We start from the raw sequence: 18648 nt of genomic DNA, 5'->3' as shown, positions 1-18648 counted from the left end.
TCTTGGGCTTCCTACTTCCAATTATTGGACTTAGCTTTATTCTGGGAGGGATTCAGCTTCTTTTTAAAAAAATTGATGCCTTTATGCAGCTGGTACAATTTGCTTTGATTGCATTTGTAGCGCTTCCGGTGGATGGGCCTTTCTTCTGGGCACGTTTTCTTCCAGGTACTCTGGCGTCCCATCTAGTAAGAGAGGTTATGGTTACCGAAATAAGGATTCTACATTTCCCTCCAGTCATATTACTAACAACTGCTATTGTAGGACTTATATATCTTTTCGGTGGCTGGTTTGTTTTTAAACAATGTGAGCAAAAAGCAATGAAAGATGGCCGTCTGGCACATTACTAAAGGGAAAAAAAAATCTTTTACTTATTCCTTTAATTGTACTTTTTTTCCAAGCTTCTTATTAATTTTTTTTGGTCTCAGGTTTGTAAGGGTCACTCCAGCAATAATAATCAGCCCTCCCATAAGCTGAAGATATCCAAGCTTCTCACCCAAAACAAATCCTGCAGTCAGAATGGTTACCAATGGTATTCCATTAATAAACACAGCGACGTGGGAGGTTTTTATTTTGGATAATGCATAATTATAAGCTAGAAATGCGACAACCGTAGATAATATGATCAAAAATCCTAATGCTGCTATGGCATTTGGCTCTATGAGCAGCCAGTCCATAGTATCATATTGTATTAAAAACAGCGGTAGAAAGAATAACCCCCCATAAAAAAACTGATATGCTGTAATGTTAATCACTGAAATCTTTGTGGTTAGGCTGCGGACAAGAACCATGTAAACTGCAGCAGAAATAACCGCTAGAAATACCAGGAAATTTCCCCTAACAGAACTAACTGCATATTGAGGATTGTCATCAAATAACGCTATTAACAGTACTCCCGCCACAGATAATATTATACCTATCCATTCCCTTTTATTTAAACGTTCCTGAAGGAAGAGACTGGCCATTAAGGAAACAGCCGCAGGTACACCTGCAATAATCATTGAAGCACTGGAGGCAGAAGTTAGTTGTAACCCTAATGTTTCAAAAGCGAAGTAAAGCCCTGGCTGAAACAGCGCCAGCAAAGCAAGCTTACCATGGGTTTTAACATCCAACGCTTTTGATCGCTGAATAAGCAGCAGCAGACCAAATAAAATGGAAGCCCCTGCAAACCGAATGAACATATAGCTCATGGGGGTAAAGCTCCTGAGCACAATTTTAGTAGCTACAAATGAACTCCCCCATAACAAGACAGGGAGAATGATTAAAATATAGATAAATGAACTAAGAAATAAAGATTGAAGTCTTTTGATTGTAGCGGTTATCGCAGGCACCATTTTATTCTGCCCCCTCTAAAATATGTTATCATATAAAAAGGGTATACTCCATTTTTAAATATTAAATTAATTTGTTGAGTTAAATTTTATGTTAGGGGAACATAGGGACATAAGGGAGAGAGGACAGGGGGAAAAGCAAAACTTTAACAGAGGAAGCAATACATCATTCAAAAAACCGCCATCGGCTTTATTGGCGGCCTGGTGGTATCTTTACTGACAGCACTACTTCTGATAGATTTATTTCAAGGACAGACACTAATCATTCTCCCCTGTTCATCCCTGTCCCTCTGACCCTCGTAAGAGATAATACCTTAAAAGACAATTAATAATATTCTTATAACGCTACCCAAAATTAAAAAAACAGAAAGCGCAATATTAAAATAATACCATGAAGGTTTAAACCTACTCTTTTGGTAAGCCGGTTCTTTCAACCGGATAATGGAATTAAACAGATAACTGAATCCAACGAAAATAAATGTAATTGACATCAATAAATAATTATCTGTCTGTGAATTAAAAATAACATAAATAAACAATCCCGCCCCTAAAAGAATAAATATAATTGAAAAAAAAGATAAAACTGATGACCATTTAATTTTAATATCCATAACAAGACCAACCCTCTCACTTAATTGATAAATATAATACATCCTTCTTGTGATACCAATGCTTTAAATGAGCATGATAATCATCCTCAAAAAAAAATTATTAATCATTATTATTTTAACATACTAAAAGAAACGCCTCAATAAAAACCCTTTTATGGTAATTTTCATGATTCAAAATAATCCTTGACAGAGAGAATAAATAATACTATAATACTTAGTGCCCTAATTATTAGTATGCTAACTATTATCTGAAATACTCTACTTAGGTAAAAGGGGGAGCAGACAAAATGAACAGTATAGAAAATAGTCTGGGATTTTTACTTTCCAAGTGCCATCGAAAAGCTTTTCAAATGCTTAAACAGAGACTGGAACCCTATGGAATTACACCACCTCAGTTTGCAGTAATGTCCTTTTTGTGGCAGAGAGAAGGAATCAATCAAAATCAGCTGGGGGAACTCATGAACACGGATAATGCTACCTTAAGTGGGATTATTGATCGATTGGAGAAAGTAGGATACATAAAAAGAGAAAAAAATCTCCAGGATCGTCGTTCCTTCAGTCTAGTTGTAACTGAAGACGGAGTAAAAATACAGAAGGAACTTGAGTCAATAGTAATGGAACATTATAAAATACTTACAAAGCCATTGGAAGAAGACGAATTAATGACATTAATTCAACTGTTAAAAAAATTAAAATCAGGTTAATCATTTTTAAAAAAGGAAGCTGTATTTTTGGTTTGAAATTTTTTTTTAAATAAATTATTCTTTAAGGAGGGAGCAAGTTGTCTAAGGAGAGAATTATTAAGTTAAATGAGTGTAAAGAAAAAATAGGTGATGCTATCCCTGATGTTATGGAGAGCTTCGGTAAAATGTATGAATCAGTATTTCAGGAAGGGAAACTAACAGCCAGGGAAAAACAGCTGGTTGCCTTGGGAATTGTTATTGCTAAACAATGTCCAGACTGCATTGTCAGCAACCTTAATAAGGCCATCGAAATGGGAATTACCTTTGAGGAAATCATGGAAGTCTGTGGAGTTAGTATTTTGATGGGTGGAGGGCCCGGAGTGGCCTATTCATGTAAAATAGTAGAAACTTATGAAAAGCTGAAAAAATAATTAACAGTTGAGGTGATTTTTAATGAAATGTGAAAAATGCGATATACAAATAACCGAAGCAGAAGCATATACGCAGGGTAAAAAAACTTTTTGCGAAGATTGCTACATTGAAGAAAACATGAAAAGGCCCCAGCCCTGTGACCCGGGAGCTGTCCGTTCTGCTGTAAAAACCCGGGAGATGCTGGGTCAAACCGGTACAGACGGATTGCTGCCACTTCAAAAAAATATTTATGAGTTCATAAAAGATAAGGGAAAAGCAACTCACCAAGAAATCATGGAAGAATTCAATCTCTCACCAAAGGATCTTCAAAAAGACCTTGCCATCCTCAGGCACTGCGAACTGGTTAAGGGCACAAAAGAAGGAAATACTATTTACATGTTATTGATGAATTAGAATCTTAATTTATTCATCTTATCTATTGCTAAGAGCCGTTATGCGGCTCTTAGCATTTTTTTTTACATCAGTGAACTCGTTTCAGCAAGCTGAAACATCGAGGAATCAGGCGGAGACGATTTTAAAAGATCAGCATTTAAATATTTGAATCAACCCTGCAGAAAATTTCAGAAAAATGTGTGGAAAGTAATATACAAAGATAATAGCATTTTGTTGTAAAATAAAACAATCCCATGAAATCAGTCAAAAACCTCGTTAGACTACCATAGTTCTGTTATATTTGACAACATTTTTTCATATTACCAGGAGACAGATACCCCTCTATGCCGAAAAAAGACCTCGATTAAAAAACTTAGATACTTTATTAAAGAAAAACAGTTACATTTTTCATGGACGGCGTAATCTAACTTGTCAAAAATAATATTACGCTGTTTAAAAGAAAGGAAATTAACCTTCATTTGAAGAAATGTTTAGAGATTTTATATTTATCCGCTGGAGGATACTCTTTTGGATATTACTAACAAACACAAATCTAATTTTGCAGAACAAAATCTTTTGTATGACGAAAATTTAGAACTTTTAAGAACCCTCGTTAACTCAATGGGCGACGTGTTATACACTTTGGATTGTGAGCAGCGCTATGTTGGGATTTTTGGCTCATGGACTAACCATATGGGTTTAACACCTGAGAACTGTTTAGGAAAAACCAACAAAGATATTTTTAAATATCATAATACTTCAATCCATGATACAGCTAACCAACTTGCGTTAAAGGGTGAAAAAGTAGTATATGAATGGAAATTGAAAGGTCCAAAAAAAATTCATTTTTTTCACAATGTGTTAACACCGATTTTAGATTCACAAGGTAATACCACCGGGATAGTAGGAGTTGGAAGAGATATTACCCAACTTAAATTAACCCAAAATAAATTTGCGGCTGAAAAGGAACAGCTTGCTGTTACTCTCCGCAGTATTGGTGATGGTGTAATTACAACAGACACAAAAGGAAAGATTTCTTTAATTAATCAGGCTGCCGAAGGTATTACCGGATGGAATCAGAAAGAGGTACAAGGTAAACATTTCGCCGAGATATTTTGCATTATAAATGAGAATAATAAACAAGTTTGTCAAGATCCACTGGGTAAATTAATTGATAATAATAACAAAAAAACTGCTGCTGACTATATTACATTTGTAGCCCGGAACAACGCCAGAAAAATAATTTCCGCCAATGCTACCCCTATAAAAGACAATAAAAATAGTATAATTGGCTATGTTATCGTTTTCAGAGACATAACTGAACAAAAAAAGACCGAAGCACAGTTTGCATTGTTGCAAAAACTCAATTCTATCGGTCAATTAGCTGCCGGTATAGCCCATGAAATAAACACACCTATGCAGTATATCGGTGACAACACCAGGTTTATACAACACGCATTTAACAATATTTACGCCTTTAGAAATTACTACAAACAGACAAAAAAACTCATTACAGAAATTAATATGTCAAAATTAATCTCTGACATAGACGATAAAGAAATAGAATTAGATATAGAATATTTAATAAAAGAGATCCCCAAGGCGGTTAATCAGTCCTTAGAAGGTATCGACCGGGTAAGTAAGTTAGTTTTAGCAATGAAAGAATTTGCACACCCCGGGACGAAAGAAAAAATCCCTTCAGATTTGAACAGAGCCATTGAAAATACCTTAACTATATCCCGAAGTGAATGGAAGTACATAGCCGACATCGAAACAGAATTGGAACAAAACTTACCTATGGTATGGTGTGTTATTGATGAAATCAACCAGGTGTTTTTAAATATTATTGTTAATGCAGCCCAGGCCATAGAAGAAGCTATCGAAAAAAAATATTTAAATAAAGGTGTAATAACTGTAAAAACTAAAAGTGACGGAGCTTTTGTATTTATTTCCATTAAAGATAATGGGATAGGTATACCTGGTGATATTATCGATAAAATATTTGATCCCTTCTTTACTACCAAAGATATAGGTAAAGGTACTGGACAAGGACTTCTTATTGCTTATGACATTATTTCCAACAAACACAATGGCAGTATTGAAGTAAATTCAAAAAAAGTAGGAAAGGGAACCACCTTTACCATCCGCCTGCCAATAGACAATAGAAATACGGGAGAAATCTGATATGAAAGAAAAAATACTGTTTGTGGATGATGATCAAAACGTATTGGATGCTTACAAAAGACAATTTCATAGGAGATTTAAAATAATAACAGCTCAAAGCGGGGCAGATGGAATATCTGCTTTAAAAGAGCAGGGGCCATTTTCAGTTATCATATCCGACTATCGCATGCCGGAAATGGACGGAATTCAGTTTCTTTCCACTGCCAGAGAATTATCACCTGATACTGTTCGTATAATTCTTACCGGATATGCCGATATGAATGCTGCTATTGATGCAGTGAATAGAGGCAATATATTTCGTTTTCTTACCAAACCTTGTCCCTCTGAAGTGTTTATAAATGCTGTAACGGCAGGAGTAGGACAGTACCGACTTATTACGGGAGAACGGGAACTAATAGAAAAAACCCTCAAGGGCAGCGTAAAAGTACTCATTGACATTCTTTCTATAGTAAGTCCTTTTGCTTTTGGACAGGCTTCCCGCATAAGTAAACTTGCCAAAAATATAGCTGAAAGGCTTACTATGGAAAGACCCTTTGAAGTTGAACTTGCAGCAATGTTGTCGCAAATTGGCTGTATAACATTACCGGTTTCAATTATTGAAAAAAAATTAAAAGGAGAAACACTAACAAAAGATGAAAGCAAAATGTTTTTTGAACACCCATCCATAGGAGAAAAACTATTATCAAACATACCCCGATTAGAAGGTATTGCCGAAGCTATTGGTTATCAATTTAAGCAGTATAATGGGAAAGGTACACCCAATGATGATTTAAAAGGTAATGCTATTCCACTGACCTCAAGGATTCTTAAGGTTGTTATTGAATTTGATACACTGAAAAACTTAGGATACAATGATAAAAATATTATTGATAAAATGTATAAATATTCAGGAGGGTATGACCCTAATGTGTTAGCTGCTCTTGATGCAGAATTAATGAGTATTGATAAAGGATTTATTGTAAGATCAATAAGTCTAACGGATATTTTGCCGGGGAAAATATTGGCTGACGATATTAGAGATGTTTCAGGGACTGTGCTTATCACAAAAGGTGCTGAGATTACTAATGTTTTAAAATTTCGTTTATTAAACTTTGCCCGGTATAATAAAATTATCGAACCAATAAAAATATTAGAGCTTAAGGATTCGGACACTAAGATTACTTAGTGAACTAATTTCAGCAAGCTTTAAAATCGGGGAATCAGGCGAAGTAGAGTCTCCACCTACGCTAACGCTTAACGGTGGCGGCCTTATTTAATAATGTGGGAAATTTTTATAATTGTAGGAGGGGAATATAGAATATGAAAAAAACACATATTTTTATACTATCTTTTTTATTAATTCTATTGTTACTATCAGGGTGCGGAAACATAACAACCGATAAAATTATTAATTCTCTGGAAGAAATAGTAATGGATGTATTGGATTCCCCTGTAGATTCTGACCCAGAAACAATACAGGAACCTGCAGATCCAGAATATCAAGGGCAGCTTCAAGTCCACTTTATTGATGTAGGCCAAGGAGATGCCATATTTATTAAATCACCTTCTCACAATATTTTAATTGACGGTGGAGAACGGGGAAACACAGTATTAAATTACCTTGAAGAACAAGGAATAGATGAGCTTCATTTAGTTATAGGCACCCATCCTCATTCAGACCATATCGGTGGTCTGATAAATATTTTAGAAAGCATGCCCGTAACAGAAGTAATAGATTCCGGCGCTGTCCACACCACAAAAACATTTGAAGACTACTTAGAAGTGATAGATAAAAAAGAAATAAAATATACCGAAGGCCGCGCAGGCTTGGCCAGACACCTGGGAAGCGGCGTATCAATGCAAATACTGCACCCCTCTCAAGCCTCCGGTTCTAATTTAAATGATTCCTCAATTGTAGTAAAACTCACCTTTGGGAAAATTAGTTTTATGTTCACAGGAGATGCGGAAGAAGCCAGTGAAAAAGCAATTCTCAAAAGAGGATATAATCTAAAAAGCACATTTTTGAAAGTAGGTCACCATGGAAGCAGCACAAGCACAACTGATTCATTTTTAAGCGCTTTAGATGCAGACGCTGCCATCATCATGGTGGGAGAAAACAATGAATATGGATTTCCACACCATGAAACCCTATCCAAATTAAATGATGCCCATATAGACATATACATGACTAGTGTTCACGGTACCATTGTAATAACCACCGATGGTCAAACCTATGACATTAACGTAAAACAACCTTACCAATATACTAAAGGACAAGAATCTGAGCCGGAGCCGGAACCGGATGAACCCTCAGAAAATTAGCCACATAAGCTGGACTAAATAAAATAAACACTACTTATAATTATTGGGAGGCAAGAACAAACAAAATGAAAGCTGTCATTGATAGAATAGAAAGTAATTATGCTGTGGTTTTAATGGGAGATGAAGAGATTAAAATTAATATTCCTTTAGACTTTTTACCCAAAAACGCCCCAGAGGGCAGTTGGCTGAAAATTACTTTTGAGTTGGATGCTGAAGAAACAAAAAAACAAGAAAAAAAGATTTCTGATTTGATTGAAAAACTTAAAAATAAAAACAATTGACAAGAGAAAAAAGAAAGCAGGGAGACAGGGAACCTGTCCCCCTGTTCTATTTATTTTGCTGGGGATTTTTTCGTCAGGGTGTTCATCATATCCTTTATTGTGGAAGCCCTGTCATACTGAAGGATGCTGCCTTCAAATATTTTAGCTGAGATTTTAATAAAAACTACTAAGGAAACAGCCAAGACCAGCAAAGTCCCTACAGTTTCCCACAGAGGAATATCAGCTATACCAATTCTTAAAAGCATCATACCCGGCGTGAATATGGGAATAAAACTTAATACTTTTACCCAGGTGGCATCTGGAAACATCATTATAGGTGTAGCTATAAACATGGGAAGCATAGGAATAAGCACGATCATTCCCTGGACTTGGCTGCCGCTTTCAGCGTCTTTCATGATAGATCCCAGAACAGCAAAAAGTGAAGAAAGAAGGAAATATCCCAGGACAAAATATAGGAGCAAAGGAACCATCGTTCCGGCACTGACCTGCAAAGAAAATGGTATTTCTACAAGGTATGTTACAACAAAAAGTCCAGTGATTACCCAAATCAATATTTGTATCATGCTGAGAATACCAAAACTAATAAGCTTTCCCCATAAAAGTTCCACAGCGGAAAGAGAAGAAAGAAGTATCTCCACAATTCTATTCTTTTTTTCCTTGATAACGCCATACATTAGAATTTGCCCTAAAACTAAAACAGAAATAAAAAGAAGCACCCCAAAAACTAAAGGCAGTATTTCTTCTGCTCCAACTTCAAAATGAAATTCACCTTCCTGCATTCTCTCCTCTTCAGACAATCCATCTTCCCCGGCACCACCATTCATAGACGATTCCTGAACAGGTGGCAGAACTTGAAGGTGTAACGGTGAAGCTAATATTTCTTTATCCTCTTGAGAAAGGCCTATTTGATTCATTTTTTCTTCAAATATCAGTGGTTGTAAAAAAGAATCAACTCTAAAATATGCGGGATTATTATAACTTGTATCCTCAAGATAAAAAGGAATAACACCCTGGGCTAATTCTTCCTGATTAAAAACCAGTCCGCCGTCATAATCACCTGAAGCCACTTTCTGCCGGAGCTCCTCCCGGGAAGCAGAGAAAAGCTCAAAACTAAGATTATCACTTTCCATCTGAGACAGCCTGGTGCCAAAAAAACAATCCTGAGTTTCATCCAGCACAGCAACTGTTTTTTCTTCTCCCATAATTCCATCCCCAATCAACCCAGGTAAAGCTCCGCCAATCAGCATGACAATGGGAATTAATAGAGTAAAGATGATAAATCCGGCACTCTTTATCGTATTATTAATTTCCCACTTAACCACAGTCTTTACATTCTTGCTAAACATTTTTCATCCCCCTCTCCCTGACTGTATTTACAAATATTTCGTGTAGAGGAGGTTTCTGTATTACAACCCGCTCCAAATGGCAGTAAGAAGTCAATTGGTTTATAAAATCATTTAAATCAAATGAGCTGGAAATTCGAAAATCCGCTTTTTCTGACGTGATGTGTAAGCTTTTAACTTCTGGCAGCAAAGTAAGAAATTGATGAAGCGCCTCTCCTTGGGTAAAGGACAAATTAACAGAGTATTGATGATAGTCATCTTTAATTCCCTGTACTGTTCCGTACAGTATTTCTTCTCCTTTATCAATTAAAAAGATCCTGTTGCAAAGCTCCTCTACCACACTCATTTGGTGAGCAGAAAGAAGGATTGTAATCCCTTCCCCTTGAAGCTTTCTAATTAGTTCTTTGAATAAATCTTGGTTAATGGGATCCAGCCCAGAAAAAGGCTCATCCAATAAAACCAGGTCTGGGCGGTGCAGAACCGAAGCGATAAACTGTATTTTCTGCTGCATACCCTTTGATAATTTTTCCAGTTTGCTTTCTGCATACTCAACAAGGTTCATAACTTCAAGCCATTCTAGAGCTCTTTTTTTTGCCTCCGCTGTGGACACACCCTTGAGCTCCCCCAAATAAATGAGAGTTTGTATAACTTTAACGTTATCATATAGTCCCCTTTCCTCCGGCAGATACCCCAGCTTTGTTTTATCCAATAGACCTGTCTTTCCATTCAAACGAAAATTAACTTCCCCTTGATCTGGCATCATAACTCCCATTATCATCCTGATAGCTGTAGTTTTACCTGCCCCATTGGGTCCTAGAACTCCAAATATTTCCCCCGGGCATACATCAAATGACACATCCTTAACAACTACTTTGTCACCAAAACTTTTTCGTAACCCTCGCACAGACAATACTGGCTGTCCCAATATCCTCAACTCCTTAGATGTAAAATATTATTAAATAAATGGATTTTTTATAAGTTGCTTTATAATTTTTACATTCTTATTCATACATCCCATTTCCTGCTCATTTAATATTAATTAATTAATTAATTAATATTAAGACAGTTACTTGAAAAAAAACAATTCATATGGTAAGATTACTGCATACTGTATTACAGTTATAGTACAGCATGAGAGGAGAGTATAATAATGCATTTTTACCTCCTACCCAGCAGCGGAATTCCAATTTATAAACAAATCATTAAACAGATTAAGCATTCTGCCGCTGGTGGCCTGCTTAATCCAGGGGATCAACTTCCTTCCGTTAGGGAACTCTCCGAAAACCTCACCATAAACCCCAATACGGTGAGTAAAGCCTACCAGGAGTTGGAGAGGGAAGGGATTATCAACATTATTCATGGAGTAGGCACCTTTGTTTCAAAAGGGAAATATTCCATGGAAGAGTCCCAAAAAGAGGATTTAATGAAAAATTCTATCAGACAGCTATTTACAGAATCCTTTCATTTGGGATTAAGTCAAGAAAGGTTAAAGATTCTTTTTTTGGAGGAATACGAAAACGGAGTGATAAATAGAAAGGGGGAATAGAAGTTGGTACTGGCAATTGACACTATAAACTTAACAAAGGAATTTAATTCTTTTAAAGCAGTGAATGGTTTGAACCTGCAGGTGCCCCAGGGAAGCGTGTTTGGTTTCTTAGGGCCTAACGGTTCTGGAAAAACTACCACCATAAGAATGCTTTTAGGAATTACAAGAGCTACTTCCGGGGAAGGAAAAATATTAGGTTTTGATATCTCCAAGGATAGTTTAAAAATTCGAACCAAAACAGGATATATGTCTGAAGTCCCTGAGATGTATGGTTATATGACCGGATATGAACTAATTAATTTCTGCCGCGGATTTTATCCCAACTGGGAAGACTCACTGGTTAAAAAATATTGTAATTTGTTTAATCTTCCATTAAAAAACAAAATAAGTTCCCTATCCAAAGGGATGAAATCTCAGTTAGCTTTGATCATTGCGATGGCACCTAATCCTGCTTTATTAATATTGGATGAACCTACCAGTGGCTTGGATCCCATCAAGAGAGTACAATTTCTTAACATAATTCTTAAAGAAATTGTCGGGTCCGGTAAAACTGTGTTCTTTTCTTCTCACCTTTTAAGTGATGTAGAAAGGGTATGTGACCAGGTTGCATTTCTAAAAGAAGGAAAACTTATAAAAACAGCTTCTATGGATAAGTTAAAAACCCAAGAAAAGGTCATCCGGGCTGTATTTCAAAAGGAACCACCAACAGACCTCTTTGAACGACCGGGTATAAAGAAAGTAGAAAAAGAAGGGAACGGATATTTAATATTTATCGATGATCATTTTGAAGATATATTTGAAGACTGCAAGAAAATTCCTCACTTCCTGTTAGAAATAATAGACCAAAACCTAGAAGATCTTTTTATGGATTATGTGGGAGGTGACACTGATGTTTAACAAGTCACTGTTTAAGAAAGAACTTAGGGAATCTCGATGGAAGATAATAGTCGGCCTCATTATTTTAATCATAACTGCCGTTAGTATTCCCCTAACCTTTACGTACGTAAAAGAATTAGTTGATCTATTTCCCCAAATTCCCGGACTTGAAGGCTTTGATAGATTTTTAGAAAATTACAGCATTTATACCTGGAGTCAATGGAACGGGAAAAACCTATATCAGATCGGTACAATTTTAGGTATAATCATGGGCATGAATCTTATTGCAGGGGAAAAAGTATCAAAAACATTGGAATTCCTGTTGGCTAAACCTATGTCCAGAGCTTCTCTCTATCTAACTAAGTTCGCTACAGCGGCTATCAGTCTTGGGATTATAGTTTTGGGTTCCACAGCGCTTCTATATATTGTTTCACTGATTATGGGATATCAAATACTTCCTGGAGAACTTTTCATATCCACAATAGTTACTCTAATTGGCTTTATCTTTGTACTCACCCTAACAATGCTAATTTCTACAGTATTGGATGAACCTGTAAAGGTTGGGCTGTTGTCGGCCTTCATTCTCTTTTTATTGGCCGTACCGGGGTGGTTCCAAAAAACATACTTTCTTTCAGTTTTTCATCATATGACGGCTTCAGAATATATGTTAGAAGGAAGCTTTCCTTTTACATCTTTAATAATAATCCTTCTACTTATAGGGGGTATGTATTATATGGGATTTAAACTATTTGAAAAAAAAGAACCTTAATCATAAAATGATTTTTTAGAGATAAGAATACTTTATTAAAAAAATTAAAAAAAGGACTTCTAAATAATTGTTAGTTTTGAGTTCTAAAAATAGGTGAGGAAATGAAAGAAAAAACTCAATTTATAGAGGGAGGAATTAAAAATGTTATTAACCACAACTGACTTAAGAACAGATTATGAGGTGTTAGGAATCGTAAGGGGTAATAAGGTAAAAGCAGTACACCTGGGAAAAGATATTATCGCCTTTTTTAAAAATATTTTTGGAGGAGATATCAGTGAATACGAAGAGCTTTTCAGCAGCGTGAGAGATGCAGCCGTGGCGGAGATGGTTTCTGAAGCAGAACAACTGGGCGCAAATGCTATTATTGGCATCCGTTTTTCTTCAGCTCAAATTGGTTCCAATATGGCGGAGATAATTGTGTTTGGAACAGCAGTAAAATTATAAACACCATTTCCTTTTACCGCTTCTGTTCTTCCTTTAGAAAAAAAAGGTGAGTTTAAAATAATAAGCAGCCTGTTATTTTTACAACTCAAATTAAGAATTTATCTCTAATCTAAAGGGCAGCGAAAACGCTGCCCTTTACTCTAACATAATTCCTTTTTCCTGCAGTTCATAAACGGGAACTTCCATAGACTTACATGTTCCCATAACCGTAACATTGGCTGTATCGTTCTTAATATCTTCAATCCAAACTGGAGTACCGTCAAAATGAACTTCAATTTTTTCTGGAGCAGAAATAATTTCTCTTGCCCGTTGAATTTCCATTCAGCTAATCACCTCTTTATTTATATATTATGCCTTAAAATAAGCAGTATAATGTGCCAAAACATTCTTTGTGCCGAATTGGTGAGAGAAAATCAATCTTTTACATTAATTGCTATATTATATTTAAATAAAAGAAAATTTTAAGGTAATATTTGAAAATAAGCAGGTATTTAATAGGGAATAAACGAAAATACATATAATTATGTGAATAAATGGAAGAGGAGGTTCTCATACTGCAGGAAATAGCCATCAATAATGTCACTAAAATATATCCCATGGGGAACACCAAGGTGTATGCATTAAAAGATATTAACACCTCCATTGAAAAAGGAGACCTAACCTGCCTGCTGGGACCTTCAGGTTCCGGTAAATCTACACTACTTTACCTCCTGGGTGGATTGGAATCTTCGTCAGAGGGATGCATAACTGTTGGAAATACAGAAATAACCCGGTTGGATCAAAATCAGCTGAGCCTATTTAGAAGAAATCATGTCGGTTTTATATTTCAATCTTTCAATCTGCTCCCCCAGTATAATGCCCTGGAAAATGTAGAAATTCCCCTTTTTTTTGCCCGAGTATCCAAAAAGGAAAGGCGGAAGAGAGCCATAGAGGTTCTGGAGTTGGTAGGACTGTCCGACCGGATGACCCATAAGCCCAGTGAACTTAGCGGGGGACAGCAACAGAGGGTCAGCATTGCCAGGGCCCTGGTGACAGAACCCCCGATAATATTGGCGGATGAACCCACAGGCAACCTGGACACCAAAACGGGGGAAGAAATTGTGAAGATATTAGTAAAGATGAACCAGGAACGAAAAAAAACTATAGTAATAGCTACCCATGACATAGAGGTAGCAGAATTTGCTCACAAAGTAATTTACTTAAGAGACGGCCAGGTACAAAAAATTGAGGAGGTAAGTTAAGTGAAGAAAAAGATTGCTGCAATTCTCGCTATCATTTTGTTATTAATTATGCCTGCCCTGCCGGCAGAAGCTTCCGTAAACCGTCCGGTGGTACTTATTGACGCAGTGGAAACCGAGCCGCATCCGGTAACCTCCGGCAGTGAATTTACCTTGAAAATAACGTTAAATAACCACGGCAACCAGTCAGCCCGTCGAATCAACTTAACTCTGGATTCGATAGAAGGCCAGGAAACCCTGGAAGGGTTCTCTCCTTTGAAAAAAACCAATACCATACATTTTGGCCGAATAGATGCTAATAAAGAGGCTTCGGAAGAAATCACCATGATTACAGCAGGAGATTTAGAGCCCGGCCTGTATAACCTTGTTTACAATCTTGAATACTGGAATCATCAGGGAATCCATTATGAGTCCCGCCATGTATCTGGAATCATCGTCTCAGGAGAAAGTGCCATGTCCTTACATAATGTTATGCTGCCCTTAGAGGTTGTAGGTCCCCAAAATGTCACTTTGGAAGGAGAAGTGGTAAACGGAGGACGTTATCCCTTGGAAAATGTCCTGTTAACAATATCGGGAGATATTGATTTTTATCCATCAGCCTATTTTCTAGGTACATTCAACCCGGGAGATATGGACTTTTTTTCAGCCAATGGACAAGCACTAAAGTCGGGAAAAAACCGGGTAACTATTGAAGTATCCTACCTGGATTCCATGAATCAAAAACAGTCTTCTGTCCTTGAAAAAGAAATAACGGTAACACAGATAGAAGAAAATTCAGAACCGGAAAAAGGGGAAGATTCAGGAAATGGCTTTTTTAGTTCTTTCGGCAGTTTCTTTAGAAGAATCTTTGGTTTGGGGTAAAGCATATGTTTAGATTAGAACTAATATTATTTATTTGGGGAAATCTTTGGCGAACCAAACTTCGAACGATATTAACGCTGATTGGAGTTATCATTGGGACAGGAGCTATAATGACCATGGTCTCCTTGGGAGTGGGGCTGCAGGACAACGTTACCCGGGAATTCTCTCAATTAGCCGACCTTCAGGTCCTTGAAGTAATGCCCGGTTATAGCCTAACAGAAGGACAGCTCTTTTTCGGAGGAGGAAGTCAGCCCGACTATCCCTTAGACAGTAAAGCTATTAGAGATATAAAAAGAATAGAAGGAGTGGAGGCTGTTTCCCCCATGGTCCAGGTTTACATGGCCTCTATTGAAATTCGTGGTCAGTCCTTTCATGTGGATTTTGTAGGGATGGATTTCCTCAGTTTAAGGGAATTCGGCATTCGGTTGGAAGACGGAAGAGAAATTGATAGACAGCCCCGGGGAGTGCTTATAGGAAGTAAAGTCCATGAAAGTATGGGGCAGGCTAAAACACTGCTAGAACGAGGATCCTTTCAGGTAAATGTCACCCGTTTTAACGAGACCGAAGAAGAGAGTAAAAACTTCCGTATGACCTCCTCGGGAACCCTGGAAGAAAGAGGAGATAGCAACGATTATTCCATTCTTATTCCCCTGGAAATGGCGGAGGAAATGTATTTGTGGTCTATGGGTGAAGAAATAAATTTCTCCAGGGATGGTTATGACCGGGTTCAGGTAAAAGTGACCACTGCCCAGGAGGTAGACTACGTAACTGAGGAGCTTCAATCCCGAGGATTCTTCATCTTTTCACTGAAACAGATCCTAGACTCAATGAATACAATCTTTCGTATCCTGCAGATTTTACTGGGATCTATCGGAGCCATCGCTTTGGTGGTAGCTTCCCTGGGTATCGTAAATACCATGCTTATGTCCATATACGAGAGAACCCGGGAGATAGGGGTAATGAAGGTTGTAGGTGCATCTTTGAACGACATCAGAAACATGTTTATACTGGAGGCTTTGGCTATTGGACTGATTGGGGGCTTTGCTGGAGTTTTCTGCGGCTGGATTTTTGGTCAGATAATAAACTTTGGAGCAAATATTTATATAACCTCTCAGGGAGGAGATTCCATTCAACTGATTTCAACTCCTCCGGGTCTGGTGGTTTTTATCTTGATTTTTGCTGTAGTAGTTGGCATGGGGTCCGGCCTTTACCCTGCTATAAAAGCCATGAAATTAAGCCCTCTGGAGGCTATCAGGCACGATTAATAAAGAAACTTGGAAGGGTGATTTAATATGAAAGAAGAAATTATGATAGAACAAGAAAATGAACAACAAAGTTTGAGCAGCAGCTTAAAGAACATTTTTTTTAAGCCATCCCGAGCCTTTGAGAATATAAACCTCAAAAGAATTATCATTTTTTCAATTATCATAATGGCTGCAGCTGGATTTCTTACGGGTTGGATTGGTGCCTCCGTATTGGGAGACACAGAGGCGGCATTAGAAGAAGTACGGGGAATGGAAGGGATGACCGAAGAAGGTTTAGCCCAGACCGAAGAAATGCTGACCAGCGGAATATTTACTACAATCATTTCTTCATTTCTTATCATTGGAGGTATAATAGGCACTATTTTCGGCTGGTTGATTATGGGGGGAATACTCACCCTGGTATTTAACTTGATGGGAGGAGAAGCTAAATATTCTAAAACCCTGGCAGTTTTAGGGTTATCCTGGATTCCTTTATTTTTACGGGAAGTTTTTAAAACTATTTGGTTTTTTTCCACTGGCGAATTTGCATCCGCAACTAGTGTTTTACATAATCAAGCGGATATTTTTGTTCTGTGGAATGTAATCCTGTTAATTGTTGGTTTCTCTATCGTCTATGGTTTGTCAAAAAAGAAATCTGCAGCAGCAGTACTGGGCTATAAAGCATTCTACCTGCTGCTTATATATGGGTTATCTTCTTTAAACCAATTCATAGCAGGAGGATTCATGTAGTCAAACAAAAAATTATCCTAAATCTATCTAACGGGGCAATATTCATAGAAAAGAATGGTTCGATTATTTTGTAATGATTAGGAAATACTTATATTATCACTTAATCACTACAAAATAAAGGATGCGATTATTTTGAAAATAATGATGGGAATGGCTTTACTGCTTGCGTTATTACTAGTTTTTTCTTTCTATACTTATTTTCAAGTTTCACAAATTTCAGAAGAACTGACTTCTACTCTTGATAAGCTTGAACAAAGAATTGAAGAAGACCAATGGGAAGAATCAACACATTTAATAGAAAACCTACAAGATAAATGGGAACGGGCTATCTTATGGTGGAACCCTCTCATGGACCATAGAGAAATTGACCAATTGGATCATGCTTTTATTAGGCTGGCCAGACTAGTTAATATTGAACAGAAAGAAGATGCATTAGTAGAGGTCAGTCTAACCAGGAGGATGGTACATCGGATAAAAGATAGGGAAAAACCCATCTTAAGTAATATTTTTTGAAGGATTACTCATTTCATCGGTGCTTTTACCATTAGTTTTGTAAGAGTTATAATACCCGTTATTGGATGGTTTATCATTGCAACACTTGTAAACTTGGCCTGCTGGTATTTGCTGTATTAGGAATACTTTTAATTTAAAAGGAGAAAAAAGACCCCTAACTCTAGTTGGTGGAATTAGTATTATAAAAAAAGAATATAAAATAATAGAAACTGCCATTTAAGACAAAAAAAGCTGCTGATTAAATATCAGCAGCTTTTTTTGTCTTAAAAGTTATCATATTATTTTGCCTTTTGAAAAGGATATTGTAGGTATATAAAGAAGATAATAATAAATAAGCTGTTTTTATAACAGAAATGGGAGGGAATTTTTTGTCTTCAATACAAAAAGCAAAAGAACTGGGTCGAGAAATAAGAAACAGTTCAGAATTTCTGGAATTAAAAGTTAAGGAAGAGAATCTTTCAAAAGACCCGGCGGCTCAGGAAATTATTCAGAATGTACAAGAAGTGCAGCAGGAGCTTGAAACAGCACAAAGAATGGGCGTTCAGCCTAACCAGGAGCAGATGACTAAATTTAATGCCCTGAGAGAGAAAATGCATGGAAATCAAACTTTAAGAGATTTAGTCCAGGCTCAAGAAGATTTAAATGAGTTTATGAAAGAAGTCAACCAGGCTATCACTGATGGTATACAAGAGGGAGAAGAAAAAAGTAATAATCAATAACAAATTATTTTTTTTAAAAATACCATAAAAAAAAGGTGGCCACTTAATTAAAAAGGTCACCTTTTTTAATAAATATAAAAACCCTTGCTGAACTTACAATTAAATCTATCTAAAAGTCCACCTCTTAAAAGGGAAAGTACAGTGAAAGGTAAA

The 18648-nt window shown here is 36.8% G+C and carries 22 protein-coding genes; 18 read left to right on the top strand and 4 right to left on the bottom strand.

The features are described 5' to 3' along the window. Positions 1 to 83 precede the first annotated feature (83 nt). On the top strand, positions 84 to 347 hold the full coding sequence (locus HUE98_RS07640) for a hypothetical protein (RefSeq protein WP_241423256.1): 264 nt from the start codon (positions 84 to 86) through the stop codon (positions 345 to 347). Positions 348 to 368: 21 nt separating this feature from the next. Here HUE98_RS07640 and HUE98_RS07635 read toward each other — a convergent pair whose 3' ends face one another. Then, positions 369 to 1331 (bottom strand): DMT family transporter, encoded by a 963-nt coding sequence (locus HUE98_RS07635; protein ID WP_241423255.1) that lies wholly within the window; start codon positions 1329 to 1331, stop codon positions 369 to 371. A gap of 895 nt (positions 1332 to 2226) precedes the next feature. On the opposite strand from HUE98_RS07635, the gene HUE98_RS07630 reads away from it, so the two are divergent. From HUE98_RS07630 to HUE98_RS07600, 7 genes are all read left to right on the top strand, one after another. Then, positions 2227 to 2643 carry a MarR family winged helix-turn-helix transcriptional regulator gene (locus HUE98_RS07630; protein ID WP_241423254.1) on the top strand — a complete coding sequence of 139 codons (417 nt, stop codon included), beginning with the start codon at positions 2227 to 2229 and terminating at the stop codon, positions 2641 to 2643. A gap of 77 nt (positions 2644 to 2720) precedes the next feature. After that, positions 2721 to 3053, top strand: coding sequence for a carboxymuconolactone decarboxylase family protein (locus tag HUE98_RS07625; protein WP_241423253.1), 333 nt, complete (start codon positions 2721 to 2723; stop codon positions 3051 to 3053). A 22-nt stretch (positions 3054 to 3075) separates the two neighbouring features. Beyond that, positions 3076 to 3447: a helix-turn-helix domain-containing protein gene (locus tag HUE98_RS07620; RefSeq protein ID WP_241423252.1), complete on the top strand. Its 372-nt coding sequence runs from the start codon at positions 3076 to 3078 to the stop codon at positions 3445 to 3447. 507 nt (positions 3448 to 3954) lie between these two features. After that, positions 3955 to 5610, top strand: coding sequence for a PAS domain S-box protein (locus HUE98_RS07615; RefSeq protein ID WP_241423251.1), 1656 nt, complete (start codon positions 3955 to 3957; stop codon positions 5608 to 5610). 1 nt (position 5611) lies between these two features. Beyond that, positions 5612 to 6775, top strand: a complete 1164-nt coding sequence (locus HUE98_RS07610; protein WP_241423250.1) for an HD domain-containing phosphohydrolase — start codon at positions 5612 to 5614, stop codon at positions 6773 to 6775. Positions 6776 to 6909: 134 nt separating this feature from the next. Continuing rightward, the gene (locus HUE98_RS07605; RefSeq protein ID WP_241423249.1) at positions 6910 to 7911 is read left to right on the top strand and encodes a ComEC/Rec2 family competence protein; all 1002 of its coding nucleotides are present in this window, start codon (positions 6910 to 6912) and stop codon (positions 7909 to 7911) included. Positions 7912 to 7976: 65 nt separating this feature from the next. Beyond that, the gene (locus tag HUE98_RS07600; RefSeq protein ID WP_241423248.1) at positions 7977 to 8192 is read left to right on the top strand and encodes a DUF3006 domain-containing protein; all 216 of its coding nucleotides are present in this window, start codon (positions 7977 to 7979) and stop codon (positions 8190 to 8192) included. 50 nt (positions 8193 to 8242) lie between these two features. Here the strand turns inward: HUE98_RS07600 and HUE98_RS07595 are convergent, their stop codons facing one another. Next, complete coding sequence (locus HUE98_RS07595) at positions 8243 to 9538, bottom strand: ABC transporter permease (protein ID WP_241423247.1); 1296 nt, start codon at positions 9536 to 9538, stop codon at positions 8243 to 8245. Further along, positions 9531 to 10460 (bottom strand): ABC transporter ATP-binding protein, encoded by a 930-nt coding sequence (locus HUE98_RS07590; RefSeq protein WP_241423246.1) that lies wholly within the window; start codon positions 10458 to 10460, stop codon positions 9531 to 9533. The genes HUE98_RS07595 and HUE98_RS07590 overlap by 8 nt, the downstream gene beginning before the upstream one ends. 225 nt (positions 10461 to 10685) lie before the next feature. On the opposite strand from HUE98_RS07590, the gene HUE98_RS07585 reads away from it, so the two are divergent. The 4 genes from HUE98_RS07585 (at position 10686) to HUE98_RS07570 (ending at position 13170) form a co-directional block, all read left to right on the top strand. Further along, positions 10686 to 11081: a GntR family transcriptional regulator gene (locus HUE98_RS07585; protein ID WP_241423245.1), complete on the top strand. Its 396-nt coding sequence runs from the start codon at positions 10686 to 10688 to the stop codon at positions 11079 to 11081. A 3-nt stretch (positions 11082 to 11084) separates the two neighbouring features. Beyond that, positions 11085 to 11978, top strand: a complete 894-nt coding sequence (locus tag HUE98_RS07580; RefSeq protein ID WP_241423244.1) for an ABC transporter ATP-binding protein — start codon at positions 11085 to 11087, stop codon at positions 11976 to 11978. Further along, positions 11971 to 12726, top strand: coding sequence for an ABC transporter permease (locus HUE98_RS07575; RefSeq protein ID WP_241423243.1), 756 nt, complete (start codon positions 11971 to 11973; stop codon positions 12724 to 12726). Before HUE98_RS07580 ends, HUE98_RS07575 begins: the two co-directional genes overlap by 8 nt. 141 nt (positions 12727 to 12867) lie before the next feature. Then, positions 12868 to 13170 carry a YbjQ family protein gene (locus tag HUE98_RS07570; RefSeq protein WP_241423242.1) on the top strand — a complete coding sequence of 101 codons (303 nt, stop codon included), beginning with the start codon at positions 12868 to 12870 and terminating at the stop codon, positions 13168 to 13170. 135 nt (positions 13171 to 13305) lie between these two features. Here the strand turns inward: HUE98_RS07570 and HUE98_RS07565 are convergent, their stop codons facing one another. Then, the gene (locus tag HUE98_RS07565; protein ID WP_241423241.1) at positions 13306 to 13491 is read right to left on the bottom strand and encodes an H-type small acid-soluble spore protein; all 186 of its coding nucleotides are present in this window, start codon (positions 13489 to 13491) and stop codon (positions 13306 to 13308) included. A 212-nt stretch (positions 13492 to 13703) separates the two neighbouring features. On the opposite strand from HUE98_RS07565, the gene HUE98_RS07560 reads away from it, so the two are divergent. The 6 genes from HUE98_RS07560 (at position 13704) to HUE98_RS07535 (ending at position 18495) form a co-directional block, all read left to right on the top strand. After that, entirely contained in the window at positions 13704 to 14411 is a 708-nt protein-coding gene (locus tag HUE98_RS07560; protein WP_241423240.1) for an ABC transporter ATP-binding protein, read from the top strand. Beyond that, the gene (locus HUE98_RS07555; protein ID WP_241423239.1) at positions 14412 to 15269 is read left to right on the top strand and encodes a COG1361 family protein; all 858 of its coding nucleotides are present in this window, start codon (positions 14412 to 14414) and stop codon (positions 15267 to 15269) included. Between the two features lie 5 nt (positions 15270 to 15274). Beyond that, positions 15275 to 16534: an ABC transporter permease gene (locus HUE98_RS07550; RefSeq protein WP_241423238.1), complete on the top strand. Its 1260-nt coding sequence runs from the start codon at positions 15275 to 15277 to the stop codon at positions 16532 to 16534. A 27-nt stretch (positions 16535 to 16561) separates the two neighbouring features. Beyond that, positions 16562 to 17263, top strand: a complete 702-nt coding sequence (locus tag HUE98_RS07545; protein ID WP_241423237.1) for a Yip1 family protein — start codon at positions 16562 to 16564, stop codon at positions 17261 to 17263. A 141-nt stretch (positions 17264 to 17404) separates the two neighbouring features. Further along, positions 17405 to 17776 carry a DUF4363 family protein gene (locus tag HUE98_RS07540; RefSeq protein ID WP_241423525.1) on the top strand — a complete coding sequence of 124 codons (372 nt, stop codon included), beginning with the start codon at positions 17405 to 17407 and terminating at the stop codon, positions 17774 to 17776. A gap of 368 nt (positions 17777 to 18144) precedes the next feature. Beyond that, positions 18145 to 18495: a YlbF family regulator gene (locus HUE98_RS07535; protein WP_241423236.1), complete on the top strand. Its 351-nt coding sequence runs from the start codon at positions 18145 to 18147 to the stop codon at positions 18493 to 18495. The last annotated feature ends 153 nt before the right edge of the window (positions 18496 to 18648 follow it).

The sequence above is a fragment of the Candidatus Contubernalis alkalaceticus genome (assembly GCF_022558445.1).
Lineage (GTDB): Bacteria > Bacillota > Dethiobacteria > SKNC01 > SKNC01 > Contubernalis > Contubernalis alkaliaceticus.
This window is presented reverse-complemented; position numbering and strand designations above follow the sequence as displayed.